This window comes from Candidatus Lernaella stagnicola, assembly GCA_030765525.1.
Lineage (GTDB): Bacteria > Lernaellota > Lernaellaia > Lernaellales > Lernaellaceae > Lernaella > Lernaella stagnicola.
Window position 1 is genome coordinate 48735 of the sequence record JAVCCK010000015.1, and the last position, 16456, is coordinate 65190.

Here is a 16456-nt window from a genome sequence, read left to right on the forward strand (position 1 = left end):
ATGACGCTCTATCGCGGGCGGATCGACGCCGACACCAGTGGATTGATGGACGCCATCAACCGGTCGCTGCCGGTCGATATCCGCTTGCTGCCCTATGATGTTTTGACCAACCGCGCCTGGACGCGGGGGTTGGCTCGGCTGGAGATACTCAGCGCCGCCGAAGAGCGGGAGATCCTGGCGGCGCTGGACGAAATTGCGGGGATGACCTTCTCGACCATGCCGGCGGACGAGGACGTGCACACTCTCGTCGAGCGCCTGGTGACGGAAAAGGTCGGCGCGGCGGGCGGAAAAATCCACACCGGCCGCAGCCGCAACGATCAGGTGGCGTGCGACCTGCGTCTGTATCTTTGTGACGCGCTGACCTCGCTTTTGGATGCCGTGTGCGAACTGGCCGCGTGGCTGGCCGACGCCGCGGAGAGTCACGTGGACACGCTGCTGCCCGGCATGACTCACATGCAACCGGCGCAACCGATTTCGCTGGGGCATTTTCTGATGTCGTTGGCGTTTGCGCTGATGCGCGACGCCCGGCGCCTGCGCGATGCGTTCGACCGAACGAATCATTGCCCACTTGGCGCGGGGGCGCTGGCGGGGTCGGGCTTTGCCGTGGATCGTGAACGCCTGGCGAAGGAGCTAGGCTTCGAGGGCGTGTGTGAGAACGCGATGGACGCGGTCAGCGATCGGGATTTTGCTCAGGAAGCGGCCGCGGCCGCAGCGGTGTTGACCGGTCACCTGTCACGTTACGCGGAGCAGTTTGTCTTGTGGGCCGGGCCCGCTTTCGGATACCTACGCTTTGCCGACGCGTGGTCCACCGGCTCATCGATGATGCCGCAGAAGCGAAACCCCGACGCCATGGAATTGGTGCGCGGCAAGGCGGCTCGTGGCATCGGGCACGCGATGACGCTGCTTTCGCTTACCAAGGGAGTGCCGCTTTCCTACGCGAAGGACCTGCAGGAGGACAAGGCGGCGTTGTTTGACGCCATGGATACGGCGCTGCTTTGCGTGGCGGTCTTTCATCAGGCGTCGGCATCGGCGACCTTCGATAAAGACCGCATGCGCGCGGCGCTGAGCGCCGACTTGCTGGCCACCGATCTGGCTGACGCGTTGACGATGACGGGCGTGCCTTTTCGCCTCACGCACGAGCGGGTGGCGCGGGTCGTCTCCGAGTTGGAGGCGGCGGGGCGGGAGCTTGATTCACTTTCCGAAAAAGAGATAGCCGCTGCGTTTCCCGAATTCGGCGGGAAAGCCGTGCCGCTTTCCTATGATGAGGCTGTAGCGCGGCGGACGGTGCGCGGCGGCACGGCACCCGCTGCCGTGCGGGAACAAATCGCACGCTTGCGCGAAGCCCTATCGGATATCTCGGTGCCTCCGCGACGACGCGCGGACTAAGGTTGCAGTAGCCGTTCGCGCATTTTGCCCCACGATTCGGTGATCAGGAACGACTCATCCATATTGGCAACCATGCGCTCGAATTTCGCCATTGGAATGGCAAAGGTCATCACGTTTGGCGCCACGTAAGGGCGGGCGGACACGTCCAGCAGGCCGACGACGGCGCGCGGAACCGGTTTGTCCACCTCGGCCAGGGGATGGCTGATGATGGAACTGCACCCGGAACTGAAGGGGATGATCACCGGGTCCGAAATGGTTTCATCAAATTGCGCGAGCGTGAACAGACCGGAAAGAACGTCCGGCGCGGCGAAAAAGACGACGGCTCGAGGCTCGTCGGCGTCGGCCAGTTGGTCCCACCGCTTGAAGACGAGGTATTTGCCGGCAGCGGGTTGCCGGGGTTGGCCCTTCATGATTTCTTCGACGATTTCCGGGGACTTTTTGTAGCGTTCGCCCTCCAGTTTGCCGGGAATGCCGTACGAAAGAAAATAGGGGAACTGTGGTGCCAGTTCGTCGGAGAATCCGGCGTAGTACTTGCCGCCGCGGCAGCCAATGGAGTCGAGGTTAACGGCGGTCGGTCGGCCTTTGCGAACGCGGGCGAGGTCGGCGATCAGGCAACGCCAGCCTTCGACCGGTTTGGCAATGATCTCCGGGTCGGGATTGTCACTGTAGAAGTAGGCGATCGGCAGTTCGCTTTGCGGAAAGTATTTTTCCCATTGAGCGAGAAAGTGCTGTTGAAAATCGGCGTTCATCGTTGGTTCCTTCTTCTTGTTGTGCCTGTTGGTTCGGCAGGGAATATAGATAGCCGAAACAGCGATTGTTGGAAAGCTGGGCAAGGACCGCGAGGCGCGTCGCCTTGCATGCGGCGGCGGCATTTGGTAATTCACACTCCAGGGATGTAGTTATTTATATTGGAGAGAAATGATGGATAGTAAACGTTTTTTATTTTTCGCATTGGTGTTCTTCCTTGTCCTTTCCTTTGCCGCGGCCTGCGGCGATGACGACGACGACGACGACCAATCCGCATCCGATGATGATGACGACAACGACGACGACACCTCTGGACCGGCGAGTGACGACGACGACAACGACGACGTTACCCCGCCGCTGGCGTGCGAAGCGGAGGTGGAACCGGTCAACTCGGACAACCCGCTGTCGCGGAAGGTCGTGGTCACGTGCAACGAGCGGGCGGCGATTTCCGGCTTCGTAACCACGCCGGGCGAAGAGGGTGTGGGATTCTCCGACCCGCCGATCTCAGAAACCGGTTTGACGCATTTCATTTGGTTTTACGGTTTGCTGGAAGACACGACGTACGACCTGATCGTGCACGAGGCGGGCGAGACCACGGCGCTGGCTCACGCCTCTTTCACGACGCCGACGCTGCCCGGCTGGTTGCCGCAATTGCAGGACTATCGCGTCGCGGAGGACGCCGACCCGGGTTACTGGATCAGCGCTGTCAACAACACGCCCGGCGAAAGCGTTTTCCCGACGCGGGTGTTGATCGTGTTCGACCGTCAGGCGCGACCGCGTTTCGTGCACGAGATGCCGCTGGCGGGAGAGTTCCATCCTCTGCAATCGCAGGTCGTGTTCAGCAACGGGGACATCGGGGTGTCGACGACGACGAACCTGGTGGGCGTTAAGAAGAACGGCAAGGCGTACCGGTTGTTCAACCTGGCGCTCCAGGAAGGATATTTCCGGCCCGCCCACCATCAATTTTACGTCGCGGATCGCGAGGCTGAGATGGCGATGGTGCTCTACAACGACCTCGGACCGGGCGTGCAGTGCGACCTGACGACGCCGACCGACGAGGCCGTGGGCGACGGCGTGGTGTTTGTGGGTCGCGAAGGCGAAGAGATATGGCGTTGGTCGGTATTCGATCACGCGGACGTCATTCGGCCGGACATGATGAACCCGTTTGTTTGCTACAACTTCCACTTCGGTCCGGGCAAGTACGACTGGACGCACGGCAACGGCGTCATTCCCGTGCCGGGTGAAACCGCGGTGCTGATTTCGCTTCGCAACGTGCTGCAACTGGTCAAGGTGGACGTGCTGACCGGCGATGTGATCTGGCAGATGGGCCCCGATCTCGATTTTACGTGGCTCGGCGACGAACCGGAGATGGATCGCTGGTTTCGCATGCAGCACGACCCGGTTTACGTGACGCCAACGCGGCTGCTCATTCTCGATAACGGCAACTGTCGTTACAACTTCAACTGCCTGGATGGGCCGTGGACGCGGGCACTGGAAATCGAGATCGACGAGGACGCGATGACCGTCACGCAGGTGTGGGAGCATCGGGTTGATTTCTCGCACGCGCAGGGTAACGTGCAACGCTTGGCCAATGGCAACACGTTGATTTACAACGGTTGGCAAGGGCAGTTTTGGGAAGTGACGCACGATCACCAGGAGGTCATGTACGGAGCGTTCAGCGCCGTGCAGAAGACTTTCGACTTGCGCTCGTATCCCGCGCTGTGGGATTACGACGCCGAGCCGCCGGTGAAGTGACGGGGAGAAGATGGCCGACAAACCCAACGTGCTGATGATCGTTGTCGACTGCCTGCGGTCCGACCGCGTGTTCGGCGAGCATCGCACGTGTCGCACGCCGCAACTCGACGCCTTGATGGCCCGCAGCACCCGCGTGCCGAATATGTTTGTCGAAAATTCGATCACCGCCCCAGCGTTCACCACGATTTTTACCGGCTGCTACAGCCTGGCGCACGGCGTGACGGGTTTGCTCGGCGTGAAAATGAACGACGAGATGTTCACGCTCGCCGACGCCTTTATGGCCAACGGGTACTACACCATCGCCGAGGCGACGGGGCCCTTGCTGCCGATGCTGGGGATCGATCAGGGCTTCGACGAATTCAACTACCGCGAGCAGCAGGAATACTTCTTCAAACCGTGGGGCGGAAAACTCGTCAACCGCTTGGCGGGAGGGGGTCTGCCCGAACCGTGGTTCATGATGGTCCACCTCTGGGAACTGCACGAACCGCGGCAGGTGCCGGCCGAATTCGACACGGAGGAATTCGGCGCCTCGCGCTATGATCGCGCCCTCTCGTGCTTGGACGAGTATATCGGGCGACTGGTCGCGGCGGCCGGCGAAGACACGGTCATCGTCTTTACCGGCGACCACGGCGAGAGGGTCGATGAGAAATCGGCGGCGGATACCTTGCTGCCGTATTTTCTCGACAAGCTGGGATTGTCGGAGTTGTCCGGCGAGGACGATACGCGGGTCGGCGAGGATATCGATCTGCTCGGCAAGCGCGGCGCGGAGTTGCAGACGGTCATGCAAAGCCTGATGGCTCGCACGGCGATGGCGGAAAGCCGGTTGCCGATCGGTACGCGCTTCAAGCTGATCGGGAACCTGCTCAAGATCGGCATGACGCGAACGCTGATGCAGAAACGCAAACCCGGCTGGGCGGGTTTCGTCGAGTTCTTGAGCATGAAGTGGAAGGATTTTCTCGTTGGTTGGGCCGTGTTTCGGGGCGACAGTCACGCGGCGCAGCGGTACATGATGCGCGACACCATGCGGCATATCATCAACCAGCACGGCTATCACATTTACGATTACCTTTCCCGCGTGCCGTTTGCGATCCGGTATCCGGAGGCGTTGCCGGCGGACAAAACGGCCGTTTCCGAGGTGCGCAATATCGATATCTTTCCGACGCTCTGCGACGCGTTGAACCTCGATGTGCCGTCGGTGCCGTGGCACGGCGCGAGCTTCGTGGAGGCGATGCGAAACGGCGTGGTTGAATCGCGGCCGTTGTATATGGAGACGCGCGGCGGTACGCAGGCCGTGTACGCGTTCTACATTCGCGGCGTGCGCTCGGCGGGCTATAAAGTGGCGTACGCGCCCAACGAAGAATCGGCCCCGGTGGAGTTGTATCGACTCACCGAGGATGGAAACGAAGTAAGAAATCTGGCAGAAAAGGACCCCGACGTCGTCGCTCGCTTGCGGGAAGAAGCGGAGACGATGTCGCAAACCTTTGCCGCCGGCGGCGAAGGCAAACAGCTTTCGGCCGAGGAACAGGAAAAAATGATCGCCAAACTCAAGTCCCTCGGATACATGTAATCAATTAGCCGGCCGACCGGAAACATGAAACTACACAGCGGAGCGGCAGCGATGAAAACAACAACGAAGATTTTGGGCGTCGGTTCCTATATCCCGGAGCGGATCATCAGCAACGACGACGCGCTGGCCATGCTCGAAAACGCCAGCCGCGCCTACCTTGAAAGCGCCGACCTCAAGACGTTGACCGCCAAGGCGGCCGCGAAAATGGAGAAAGCGGGCAGCGTGACGCGGCACTGGTGTGAAGAAGATCAGTACAGCACCGACATTGCCCGCCTCGCTTCCGAAAAAGCGTTGAACGACGCCGGGGTCGACGCGGCGGATATCGATCTGATCATTTATACCGGCATGTCCAAAGCTTTCGTGGAGCCCGCGACGGCGCACGTGCTGCGGCATGAGATCGGCGCGCGCAACGCCAACGTGATCGATACGCAGGACGCTTGCACGAGTTTCATGAAGTCCATGGATCTGGCCGACAGCATGATCCGCACCGGCAAGGCCGAGACCGTGTTGGTGGCCGCCGGTGAACGTACTTTTGACTGGGCGGATTTTACGTGCAAGACGGTGGACGAGCTGGCATGGAAGTTCGGCGCACTGACGATCGGCGACGCGGCGGGGGCGATGGTGCTCGGGCGTACTTCGGAGCCGGTATATGCTGGAAACCCATACCACATGCGCAGCTTTCATAAGTTGGCCGACGGCCAATACGGCACTTGCCACATCGGGTTGAATCACAAGTTCGGCGAACGCTATCGCTTGCATTCGCATTCATCGCGGCTGGTGCGCGCCGGTTTGGGGTTGGTGATGCAACTCGTGTCCGAGGTTCTGCAGCAGCCGGAATTCGCGGGCTTTCAGTACGACACCCTGTTTGTTCACGACATCGGCAAGATCATCGAAACAACCGTGCTGCCGTTCTTGCGCGAGGCGGGCGTACACGTTCCCGAAACCTACCGCTCGTATTTCCCGGACCTGGGCAATATCGCCTCGACGAGTTTGCCGGTGGCGTTGGACTCCGCAATACGCGAAGGACGCATCCAACGCGGCAACCTGGCCGTGTACGTTTGCCCGGCGGCGGGCGTGCAGGCGGGAGTGTTACTCTTCGTTTACTAGCCCTGACGAGTTAGTGACGCGGTGACAACCAATGGGGAGGCATCCGCATCAATGAGGGCATCCAGACGCCGCGCCATGATCCTCTTCTTGGCACTCCTTTCCGTGTACGTCGTGGCGCGTGTCTTTCATTTGTGGTTGCTGCCTGAACCCAAGTGGGGCGCGGAAGAAATCGTCCATGGGGTGCTGCCTTTCCATTTACAGCACGGCCTGGTGATGCCGCTCGGGGCGTACCAATTCGATATTTACGCAGGCGGTAGTCTGGTCGTCGGCGTGCTGGCGGCGCCGTTCTTTGCGTGGCTGGGCCCCAACTATTTGGCGCTGCAATTATCTGCCTGGTTGCTCTCGATCGTTACGGCCGCCTTTTTGTTGGCGTTGGCGTGGCGACTTTTCGGACGACCTGCCGCCGTCGCCATGGCCGTGGCGCTCGTCGCGGCCCCAGCGGTGCATGTGAAGTGGTCGCTGGCGGCGTTAGGCAACCATATGGCGATCGGCTTTTTCATCGTCGCGGGTTTTTGGTTGTTGGACCGCTGGTTTCGTTCACCTTTGCGTAAGTCGCCGGTATCCGTGCGGCATGTTGGTTTCGTTTTTGGAATCGGTGCCGTTTTGGGATTTGCGGTCTGGTTCGAATACGAATTCCTGGCGGCATTTGCGGCCATGGGCTTTTTAGCGATCGTGACCGCGCCGTCACGGAAAACCATTATCGTGGAAGCCCTTGCCCTGCTAGCGGGTCTTCGCGTCGGTTTACAGCCTTGGTATTCCTTTCATGGCGGTCGTAGTTTCATCAAGTACATGGCGGGCTTTTTCTCGGGTCTCGGCGGCGGGCCGAGCGTGGAAATCGGTTCCTACAACGACGCAACACTTTTCCTCAAGGCGGTCACCGTCCATTTCCTGCAGCTATTCGGCGACCGGGATCTGTTTCTCCATCAGGGAGTGGCGATTCCGGTTGTATTTTTCAATATTCTTACTTATGCCGGTTTCGCCGCCGCTTGGATCATCGTGGCTTGGTCTACCCGGGGCGCGTGGCGCAAGCTGGCTGCGAGGCTGCGCGGAGTTCCGGTAGAATGGTCATGGCAGCTATTCGGGGCGGTGCTCGCGGCGTTCGTGCCCGCCTATTTGATCGTGTACGCGCTGCACCCGAGTTACTTGCCGATTCCGCCCCGCCGATACTTGTTTTCTTTGTATCCAATCATTTTTCTGTTGATCGCCGCGGGCGTCCACTTGCTCTGGCAGGCAAAAAGAAGATGGGCGGCCGGAATCGTTCTCGGGCTTTTTGCGTTGGGCGGCCTTGGCGGGCAACTCGGCGTTTACCAATCCTCGAAACACGGCTTCGCCACCGACACTCCCGGCTACGATTACCGCTACTTTCACGAAGTACTCGGCCACCATTACCAATTCGATCTGGACTTCGACAAGTATGCGGAGACTGCCCAAGAGGCGTACGGCGACCGCCGGCCGGACTTTCTGGAAGGTTTCTGTATCGGTGTTGCCCACTGGTCGGGTGAGTACGAGGTCGAGTGGTACCTCGCGCAAGGCCGAGAACGCGAGCGGGAAGCCGCGGAGGCGTTTATCGTCGGTGTTGGAGCGGCGAGCGTTTCGGTACCGGCTACGCGTCTAAAGGATAGTGGTGAGTTATGGCCGAGAGGTCCCGCGTGGCAGCAAGCGGCGATCGGGCGCGGGCGCGAGTTGGCGGCGCGGTTCGTGCCGGTTGGTCACAATTTAGAGCCGCAGAATTTGCAGTAGTCGGCGTCGTCGTCGTGGCCTTCGGCACTGCAGTTGGGGCAGGCCTGGGTATTGGTCTGGGTTTTGACGTGTTGGATCAACTCGGCCGATACGATGCCCGTGGGCACGGCGATGATCGCATAACCCAAGATCATGATGAACGCCGCGATGGTTTGCCCGAGGATGGTTTGGGGCGCGATGTCGCCGTAGCCGACCGTGGTCATCGTGACGACCGCCCAATACACGCCGCGCGGAATGCTGGTGAAGCCGCTCGCCTCGCCTTCGACAAGGTACATCAGCGAGCCCATGATGATCACGGCCGTCAATACGGTCCATAAAAAGACGACGATCTTGTGGCGACTGGCTTTGAGCGCCGTGGTCAGCAGACGCGCCTCGCCAAGATATCGTGTCAGCTTGAAGACGCGAAAGACACGCAGGAGGCGCAATACCCTGATAATCAACAAGGTCTGGGTACCGGCGATCACGAGGCTCAGGTAGGTCGGCAGCACCGCGAGAAGGTCGACGACGCCGAAAAAACTCGTCGCGTAGGCCGACGGTCGCCGGACGCAAATCAACCGCAAGATGAATTCGATCGTGAACAGGATCGTAAATGCCCATTCAATCAGGTAGAGAATGCGGCCGTAATCGGCCCGCAGCCAACTGACGCTTTCCAGCATCACGGCGAAGACACTGAGGATGATCAGGATAAAAAGAAGGATGTCGAAGGCTTTGCCCAGCGGCGTATCGGCCTCGAAGATGATCTCGTGCAGGCGGGCCCGCCAGGGCGAGGGCGGTTTCTCTTCGCTCTGCGTGCGTATTGTCCAGCTTTTCCGCTGATTTGGAGGGGTTTGGGCCATGAAGCGTTTCTACCACATGCGACGGCGACACAAAAGACCTCGGGGTACCGGAGGGGCAAGCGGAACGCGCGGTGGTGACGGGGCGCAAGAGGCCGGCGTCAACTCGCTCTTCCCGAAAGGGCGGGTTTAAGCTATAATTATTTCTTTCGCTGTCGATACGCGAAAGCCTGTTGTTCTAGGTCTGGCACCCCACACACATGCAACACATCGGGCGCAATCTATTGGAGGTATCGTTGTCTCATTGGCCGAAGCTGAAGCAAAAGATATTGATGGGACGGCGTCCCTGCGGATTGTTCGATCCGCGTTTGCATCACGATTCGTGCGGCGTCGGGTTCATTGCCCGTTTGGATGGTGAGCCGCGTCACGAACTGATCGGCGAAGCCGTCGATATGCTGTGCAACCTGGAGCACCGCGGCGCGGTCGGCGGTGATAAGGCCACCGGCGACGGCAGCGGTATGATGATTCGCCTGCCGGACGCGCTTTTCCGCCGGGAAGCCTCTGGGCTCGGTTTCGACTTGCCGCCCAGCGGCGATTACGCCGTGGGTATGATCTTCATGCCGGTGGACGATGTCGCGCGGCAAGAATGCCGGGAAAAATTCTCGCAAATCGCCCATCGCGAGGGGTGCCCGGTGCTTGGCTGGCGTCCGGTGCCGGTGGACGAAACGGTGCTGGGCGAATATGCGCTGGCGACGCAGCCCGCCATCGAGCAGGTGATTCTGGCGCGCGGCGAAGTTCCGCCCGACCGTTTCGAGCAGAAGCTTTTCGTGATTCGGCGGCAAACGGAAAAGAGTTTCGGGGACTGGTCGGACGAAGACCAGTCGCTGTTCTACGTGGTGAGTCTTTCCAGTCGCACCGTGGTGTATAAGGGCCTGCTCGTCGGCACCGGTCTGATGGGTTTTTATCGGGATCTGCGAGACCCGCTGCTGGCCAGCCCGTACGCGTTGGTTCATCAACGCTACAGCACCAACACGCTGCCGACCTGGGCGCTGGCGCAGCCCTTTCGCATCCTGGCGCACAACGGCGAGATCAATACGCTGCGCGGCAACGTCAATCAAATGCACGCGCGGGAATCGGCCATGTCCTCGGCGCATTTCGGCGAGGATATCGACAAGATCAAGCCCGTGTTGCTGCGCGGCGCGAGCGATTCGGCGATTACCGACAACATGGTCGAACTGCTGAGTCTGGCGGGTCGTAGCCTGCCGCACGCCATGATGATGATCGTGCCCGAAGCGTTCGGCGAGCGATTCATCATGAGCGCCGACAAGCGCGCGTTTTACGAATTCCATTCCGCCATCATGGAGCCGTGGGACGGTCCGGCGGCGTTGATGTTCTGCGACGATCGTTACATCGGGGCGACGCTCGACCGTAACGGTTTGCGCCCGGCGCGCTACACCATCACGAAGGACGGGTTGGTCGTGCTGGCCTCGGAAACCGGCGCGGTGGACCTACCGCCGGAGCGCATTCTACGGCGCGGGCTGCTGCAGCCGGGCCGGATGTTTCTCGTCGATTTCGAACAGCACCGCATCATTCCGGATCACGAAATCAAAGCGAAGATTTCGCGGCGTCGGCCGTATCGGCAATGGCTGCGTGAAAACCGCATCCAGCTCAAGGGCCTGTTTCAACCGCCCACCGCGCCGCGTTTGGCGCCGGACAAGTTGCAGCGATTGCATCACGCGTTTCTCTATACCGAAGAAGAGATGAACATGATCCTGGCGCCGATGGCGGTCAACGGCCAAGAGGCGATCGGCTCTATGGGAAATGACGCCGCCTTGGCAGTGTTTTCCGATCGGCCGGTGCTGCTGTTCAACTACTTCAAGCAGTTGTTCGCGCAGGTGACGAATCCGCCCATCGACCCCTTGCGCGAGGATCTGGTGATGTCGCTGATGGGATGGGTCGGCGCGGAGCGCAACGTGCTGGACGAAACTCCGGAACACTGCCGGCGGCTCAAATTGAATCACCCGATTCTCACGCCGTATGACCTGAACCTCCTGCGCACGGCGAATATGCCCGATTTCCGCGTGAGGGACCTGAGCGTTCGCTTCGTGGCCGACGATGGCGCGGCGGGCCTGGTGCGCGGGATGACCGACATGTGCGAGGCGGCCGAGCGGGAAATTGCCGACGGGGCGTCGCTTTTGGTGCTCAGCGATTGGCGCACCGATGAAACGCACGCGGCGATTCCCGTGTTGCTGGCGTTGTCTGGTCTGCATCATCACTTGATACGCAAGGGCTTGCGCAACCACGTGGGGCTGGTCGTCGAAACGGCCGAAGCGAGGGAAGTGGCGCACTTCAGCCTGCTGATCGGGTACGGCGCCAACGCGATTTGTCCGTACGGCGCTCTGGCGACCGTGGCCGAACTGGCCATCAGCGGGCGGCTGCCGGATGCGGAATTGTCGCCGGATCAGGCGGTCGATAATTTCATCACGGCGATCAAAAAAGGCTTGCTCAAGACCTTCAGCCGCATGGGGATTTCGACGCTGCGCAGTTATTGCGGCGCGCAGATATTCGAAGCGATCGGTTTGGCCGACGATTTCGTGGCGGAATACTTCACGGGCACGTCCTCGCGCGTCGGCGGGGTCGGACTGGAGCACATAGCCGAGGAAGCCGTGCGTCGCCATCGCCGGGCGTTCCCCAAACGGGGGCGGCTGCCGCGGCTGCTGGACATCGGCGGCGACGTTCACTTGCGCGTGGGCGGGGAGTCGCACCTATGGACGCCGGAAGCGATTTACACGTTGCAGCACGCGGTGCGCACCGGCGATTACTCGGCGTTCAAACAGTACTCGCGGCTCATTGATGACCAATCGAAGAAGCGGATGACCCTGCGCAGTCTTTTCCAATTCACGGCAGGCGAGTCGGTGCCGCTGGAGGAAGTCGAGCCGGCGCGGGAGATCGTTAAGCGCTTCGTCACCGCGGCGATGTCGTACGGTTCGATCAGTCGCGAAGCCCACGAGACGATTGCCATTGCGCTCAACCGCTTGGGCGGCAAAAGCAACTCCGGCGAGGGCGGTGAGGACGCGGCGCGCTATCAGCCGCTGCCGAACGGCGACAGCAAGCGCTCGGCGATCAAGCAAATCGCATCGGGTCGATTCGGCGTGACGACGGAATACGCCATCAACGCCGATGAGCTGCAAATCAAGATTGCGCAGGGCGCTAAGCCGGGCGAGGGCGGGCAGTTGCCGGGGCACAAGGTCAGCGCCGAAATCGCGCGCGTGCGGCATACGACGACGGGCGTGTCGCTCATCTCGCCGCCGCCGCATCACGACATTTATTCCATCGAGGACCTCGCGCAGCTTATCTACGACCTGAAGGCGGTGAATCCGCGGGCGCGGGTGTCGGTGAAACTGGTTTCGGAAGTCGGTGTGGGCACGATTGCGGCGGGCGTGGCCAAGGCGCAGTCGGACATGGTGTTGATCTCCGGGCATGACGGCGGCACGGGCGCTTCGCCGATAACTTCGATCAAGCACGCCGGGGCACCGTGGGAGTTGGGCCTGGCCGAGACGCAGCAGACGTTGGTCCGTAACGGATTGCGAGCCGGGATTCGCTTGCAGGTCGACGGGCAATTGAAGACCGGTCGCGACCTGGCAATCGCGGCGCTGATGGGCGCGGAGGAATTCGGTTTCGGCACGACGGTGTTGGTCTCTATCGGCTGCATCATGATGCGCAAGTGCCATACCGACACCTGCCCGGTGGGCGTGGCGACGCAGCGCGAAGATCTACGCAGCCGATTCACCGGGCGGCCGGAACACGTCGAGAACTTCCTGCTGTATGTGGCCGAGGAATTGCGCGAGCACATGGCGCAACTTGGCTTCCGCACCGTGGCGGAAATGGTGGGCCGCGTCGACCGGCTCGAAGTGCAGCCGGCAATCCAACACTGGAAGGCGCGCGGACTGGATTTCAGCAAGATTTTGACTTCACCGTGCGAGTTGGGCAGTGCGCCGATCAGTTGCCCGACGGCGTGTAACATTGCCGTGCGTACGCCGATGGACGACGAACTCATTCGCGAGGCGGCACCGGCGCTGGAGGACAAGCAGAAGGTGCGCTTGGAGAAGGAGATTCGCAACATCCACCGCACGGTCGGCGCGAGGTTGTCCGGCGAGATCGTACGGCGACACGGCGCGAAGGGGCTGCGGGCCGACACGATCCGCATTAATTTCACGGGCTCGGCAGGTCAGAGTTTCGGCGCGTTTCTGACGCCGGGTGTGACGCTGCAAGTGTGGGGCGACGCCAACGATTATGTCGGCAAGGCAATGACCGGTGGGCGCATCGTCGTCACGCCGCACAAGAAATCGACCTTTGCGCCGCATGAAAACGCCCTCATCGGCAACGTCTGTCTTTACGGGGCGACCGGGGGCGAGGTGTTTGTCTGCGGCCAGGCGGGGATGCGTTTCGCCGTGCGCAACAGCGGCGCGACCGCGGTGGTCGAAGGTGTCGGCGATCACGGATGCGAGTACATGACCGGCGGCACCGTGGTCATCCTGGGGCACACGGGCTACAACTTCGCGGCAGGCATGAGCGGCGGTATCGCTTACGTCTACGACGAGTCGGAACTGTTCGACACGCGCTGCAACCTCGATATGGTCGAGTTGGAAACCGTGTGGATCGAAGAAGACAAAAAGCGGTTGCGGGCGCTCGTGCAGCGGCATCTTCGATTCACCAAAAGCCCCAAGGCGAAGATGATGCTCGCGGCCTGGGAGGCACATTTGCCGCTTTTCGTGAAGGTCGTGCCGATCGAATACAAGCGCATTCTCGAACGAATGCGAATGGCGGCGGTGCAGGAGGATGCCGTGTCGGCAAGTGAGGAGGTGTTCGATGACTAAGCAACAAGGTTTCATCCGCTTTATGCGCCGGGAGCCGGGAAAACAGGACATCGCCGAACGCTTGAAACACTATCGCGAGTTTGAAACGCCGCTTCCCGCCGAACGCCTGCACGAGCAATCGAACCGGTGCATGGATTGCGGCATCCCGTTTTGTCACACCTTTGGTTGCCCGGTGCACAACCGTATTCCGGAATGGATCGAAATGGTGTACCGCGGCGATTGGCGGCGCGCTTTGCTGCTGTTGCACGACACGGACAATTTCCCGGAGATCACCGGGCGCGTGTGTCCGGCGCCGTGCGAGGCGGCGTGTACGCTCGCGATCAACCAGCCGCCGGTGCTGATTCGGCACATTGAGTTACAGATTATCGAGCGCGGTTTCGCCGAAGGTTGGGTCAGGCCGGAACCCGCTCCGGAGAAGACCGGTTTCGAGGTTGCGGTGATCGGCTCCGGTCCCGCGGGGTTGTCGGCGGCGCAGCAATTGGCGCGACGCGGGCATGCGGTGACCGTGTTTGAAAAAGCCGATCGGCTCGGCGGCTTGTTGCGCTACGGCATCCCCGATTTCAAGCTCGAAAAACGCGTGTTGGATCGCCGTATCGAGCAGATGACCGCCGAAGGCGTGATTTTCGAAGTGGGCGTGGACGCTGGTGTCGACGTTTCCGCGCGCTACCTGCAACGCACCTTCGACGCGGTTGTGCTGGCCACCGGCGCAAGCCGTCCACGCGATCTTGACGTGCCCGGCCGGCGGCTGCCCGGCGTCCATTTTGCGATGGAATACTTGACCCAGCAGAATCGGCGAGAGGCCGGCGAATCGCTGCCGGAAGGGGAAGACCTTCTGGCCGGCGGCAAACGCGTGGTTGTGATTGGCGGGGGCGATACCGGTTCGGATTGCGTCGGCACCGCGAATCGGCAAGGCGCGAAATCGGTTACTCAGTTGGAGATTCTCGCCGAGCCCCCCTTGGAACGCGAATCGCAAAATCCGTGGCCGACGTGGCCGCGTGTCTATCGTACGACCAGTTCGCACGAGGAAGGCTGCAAGCGGGTCTTTTCGGTAATGACCAAGGCGTTTATCGGCGACGAGCGCGTCCGGAAGCTCCGGGGCGTCAAGGTACAATGGCGGGAACCGGACGGCGGTGGGCGCATGGCGCCGCATGAGATCCCGGAATCCGAGTTCGAGATCAAGGCGGACTTGGTATTGCTGGCCATGGGTTTCGTGCATGTGGAACACGACGACTTGGTCGATAACCTGGACTTGGCCGTCGATGATCGCGGCAACCTACTGGTGGACCAGGCGATGATGACCTCGCGCCCCGGCGTTTTCGCGGCGGGCGACGCGGTCGAAGGCGCCTCGTTGGTCGTGCGGGCGTTTCACAGCGGGCGGCAGGTGGCCGACCACGTCGATGCTTACCTGGCGGACTCGTCGGAATCCGACTGATCGTCGGGCGTCCACGTCCGTTCGTGGATAATCGGCTCGCGGCGCGGCGGCGGCCCTTTCAACATTCCCAGCATCACGAAGAACGAAATCGTGGCCCCCGGTATGTACATGAAGGGCAGCGCCGGTCCTTTGTTGACGATCCAGAACGCCAGCGCCATGACGATTTCGGCGACGGCGGGGATCGCGGCTCGCCGGCCGAGCATCAGCAGCGGAATGAGCAACGCGGCGTGCCAGATGACGGGCAAGTAACTGCCGAACAAAAACGGGTACCAGATATCGAGCAGTGTGTCGGTCGCCAGGCAGAGAATGCCGAGCCCGACAATTTTCACGAGGGAATGGCTTTCAGCGTCGCGCCGCTTGTCGCGTTGGAACAGGATGAGCAGTAGCAGGGCGGCAAACAGCGGGTTGAGAATCAGCAACCAATGGCGGTTGCGGCTGATGGGAAAACTCGTTTTCAGTAAACGCAGGTCCGGTTTGTCGGGTTGCTTTATTTGCAGCCGGAAAAGCATGCCGCACGTGCCGTCGTAGATGGCGGTCGCGGCGCGCAGCCCATCCTGCATGCGGAAAATGCCGAACCGACTCGACGCTTGGCTTTGCAGCACGTCGTCCATCAAGATGAAGCTTTCTTCCTGCCGCGCTTCGTACTCAGTTCCCGCCGACCCCAGCAATCCCGCGGTGTCTAAAATCGTGAAATGAGGATTGGACGTGCTGAGGCTGAGCATGGGGTTGCTGAACGGCAGCCAAAACGGCGTGTAGGCCAGCTTGCCCTCGTGGGTGATGGCGGTGCCGTTGCGGTCAACCTCAAAGGGTACGGTGAGCGGCCCGATGAGCTTGCATATGTGCCCCTCACACTCGAGTTGTTGCTGTTCGCCGCCGGCTTGGTACACGGCTTTAAGCTTGCGACCGTCAAAGGGAATCGGGTTCTTCTCGATGACGTTCCATTGCGTGAAAACCCGGGCGCCCAACGAGGCGAGCAAAAAGGGTAGAACGGCCAGTAGAATCAGGAGCAGACGACGACCGGTCGACATCGCAAAACCTCCGGTGGACAGGAATATGCCCCGATCATGGCGTG

The 16456-nt window shown here is 61.0% G+C and carries 10 protein-coding genes; 7 read left to right on the top strand and 3 right to left on the bottom strand.

Translation table 11 applies throughout. From position 1 onward, the window contains the following. Positions 1–1386, top strand: a complete 1386-nt coding sequence (gene argH / locus P9L99_07205) for an argininosuccinate lyase (GenBank protein ID MDP8223129.1) — start codon at positions 1–3, stop codon at positions 1384–1386. Here argH and P9L99_07210 read toward each other — a convergent pair. Further along, on the bottom strand, positions 1383–2135 hold the full coding sequence (locus P9L99_07210; protein MDP8223130.1) for a DUF169 domain-containing protein: 753 nt from the start codon (positions 2133–2135) through the stop codon (positions 1383–1385). The genes argH and P9L99_07210 overlap by 4 nt on opposite strands. Positions 2136–2307: 172 nt before the next feature. On the opposite strand from P9L99_07210, the gene P9L99_07215 reads away from it, so the two are divergent. The 4 genes from P9L99_07215 to P9L99_07230 are packed head-to-tail and all read left to right on the top strand — an operon-like array spanning position 2308 to position 8302. Continuing rightward, positions 2308–3888, top strand: coding sequence for an aryl-sulfate sulfotransferase (locus P9L99_07215; protein MDP8223131.1), 1581 nt, complete (start codon positions 2308–2310; stop codon positions 3886–3888). A gap of 10 nt (positions 3889–3898) precedes the next feature. Then, positions 3899–5455 carry a sulfatase-like hydrolase/transferase gene (locus P9L99_07220; GenBank protein MDP8223132.1) on the top strand — a complete coding sequence of 519 codons (1557 nt, stop codon included), beginning with the start codon at positions 3899–3901 and terminating at the stop codon, positions 5453–5455. 51 nt (positions 5456–5506) lie between these two features. After that, the gene (locus P9L99_07225; GenBank protein MDP8223133.1) at positions 5507–6562 is read left to right on the top strand and encodes a 3-oxoacyl-[acyl-carrier-protein] synthase III C-terminal domain-containing protein; all 1056 of its coding nucleotides are present in this window, start codon (positions 5507–5509) and stop codon (positions 6560–6562) included. A 51-nt stretch (positions 6563–6613) separates the two neighbouring features. Further along, complete coding sequence (locus P9L99_07230; GenBank protein ID MDP8223134.1) at positions 6614–8302, top strand: hypothetical protein; 1689 nt, start codon at positions 6614–6616, stop codon at positions 8300–8302. On the opposite strand, the gene P9L99_07235 is transcribed toward P9L99_07230, so the two are convergent. Further along, positions 8272–9138 (bottom strand): ion transporter, encoded by an 867-nt coding sequence (locus P9L99_07235; GenBank protein ID MDP8223135.1) that lies wholly within the window; start codon positions 9136–9138, stop codon positions 8272–8274. The two genes, P9L99_07230 and P9L99_07235, sit on opposite strands and share 31 nt — an antisense overlap. Before the next feature lie 233 nt (positions 9139–9371). On the opposite strand from P9L99_07235, the gene gltB reads away from it, so the two are divergent. After that, on the top strand, positions 9372–13952 hold the full coding sequence (gene gltB / locus P9L99_07240) for a glutamate synthase large subunit (protein ID MDP8223136.1): 4581 nt from the start codon (positions 9372–9374) through the stop codon (positions 13950–13952). Then, entirely contained in the window at positions 13945–15384 is a 1440-nt protein-coding gene (locus tag P9L99_07245) for a glutamate synthase subunit beta (GenBank protein ID MDP8223137.1), read from the top strand. The genes gltB and P9L99_07245 overlap by 8 nt, the downstream gene beginning before the upstream one ends. Here P9L99_07245 and P9L99_07250 read toward each other — a convergent pair. Beyond that, a complete protein-coding gene (locus P9L99_07250) occupies positions 15354–16412 on the bottom strand; it encodes a hypothetical protein (GenBank protein MDP8223138.1) in 1059 nt (352 codons plus the stop codon). The genes P9L99_07245 and P9L99_07250 overlap by 31 nt on opposite strands. Positions 16413–16456: the final 44 nt, after the last annotated feature.

Excerpts from the sequence above, each read along its gene's own strand:
- P9L99_07215 (MDP8223131.1), top strand. The coding sequence starts at position 2,308 with ATGGATAGTAAACGTTTTTTATTTTTCGCATTGGTGTTCTTCCTTGTC.
- P9L99_07245 (MDP8223137.1), top strand. The coding sequence starts at position 13,945 with ATGACTAAGCAACAAGGTTTCATCCGCTTTATGCGCCGGGAGCCGGGA.
- P9L99_07210 (MDP8223130.1), bottom strand. The coding sequence starts at position 2,135 with ATGAACGCCGATTTTCAACAGCACTTTCTCGCTCAATGGGAAAAATAC.
- P9L99_07250 (MDP8223138.1), bottom strand. The coding sequence starts at position 16,412 with ATGTCGACCGGTCGTCGTCTGCTCCTGATTCTACTGGCCGTTCTACCC.
- P9L99_07235 (MDP8223135.1), bottom strand. The coding sequence starts at position 9,138 with ATGGCCCAAACCCCTCCAAATCAGCGGAAAAGCTGGACAATACGCACG.
- P9L99_07225 (MDP8223133.1), top strand. The coding sequence starts at position 5,507 with ATGAAAACAACAACGAAGATTTTGGGCGTCGGTTCCTATATCCCGGAG.
- P9L99_07220 (MDP8223132.1), top strand. The coding sequence starts at position 3,899 with ATGGCCGACAAACCCAACGTGCTGATGATCGTTGTCGACTGCCTGCGG.
- P9L99_07230 (MDP8223134.1), top strand. The coding sequence starts at position 6,614 with ATGAGGGCATCCAGACGCCGCGCCATGATCCTCTTCTTGGCACTCCTT.
- argH (MDP8223129.1), top strand. The coding sequence starts at position 1 with ATGACGCTCTATCGCGGGCGGATCGACGCCGACACCAGTGGATTGATG.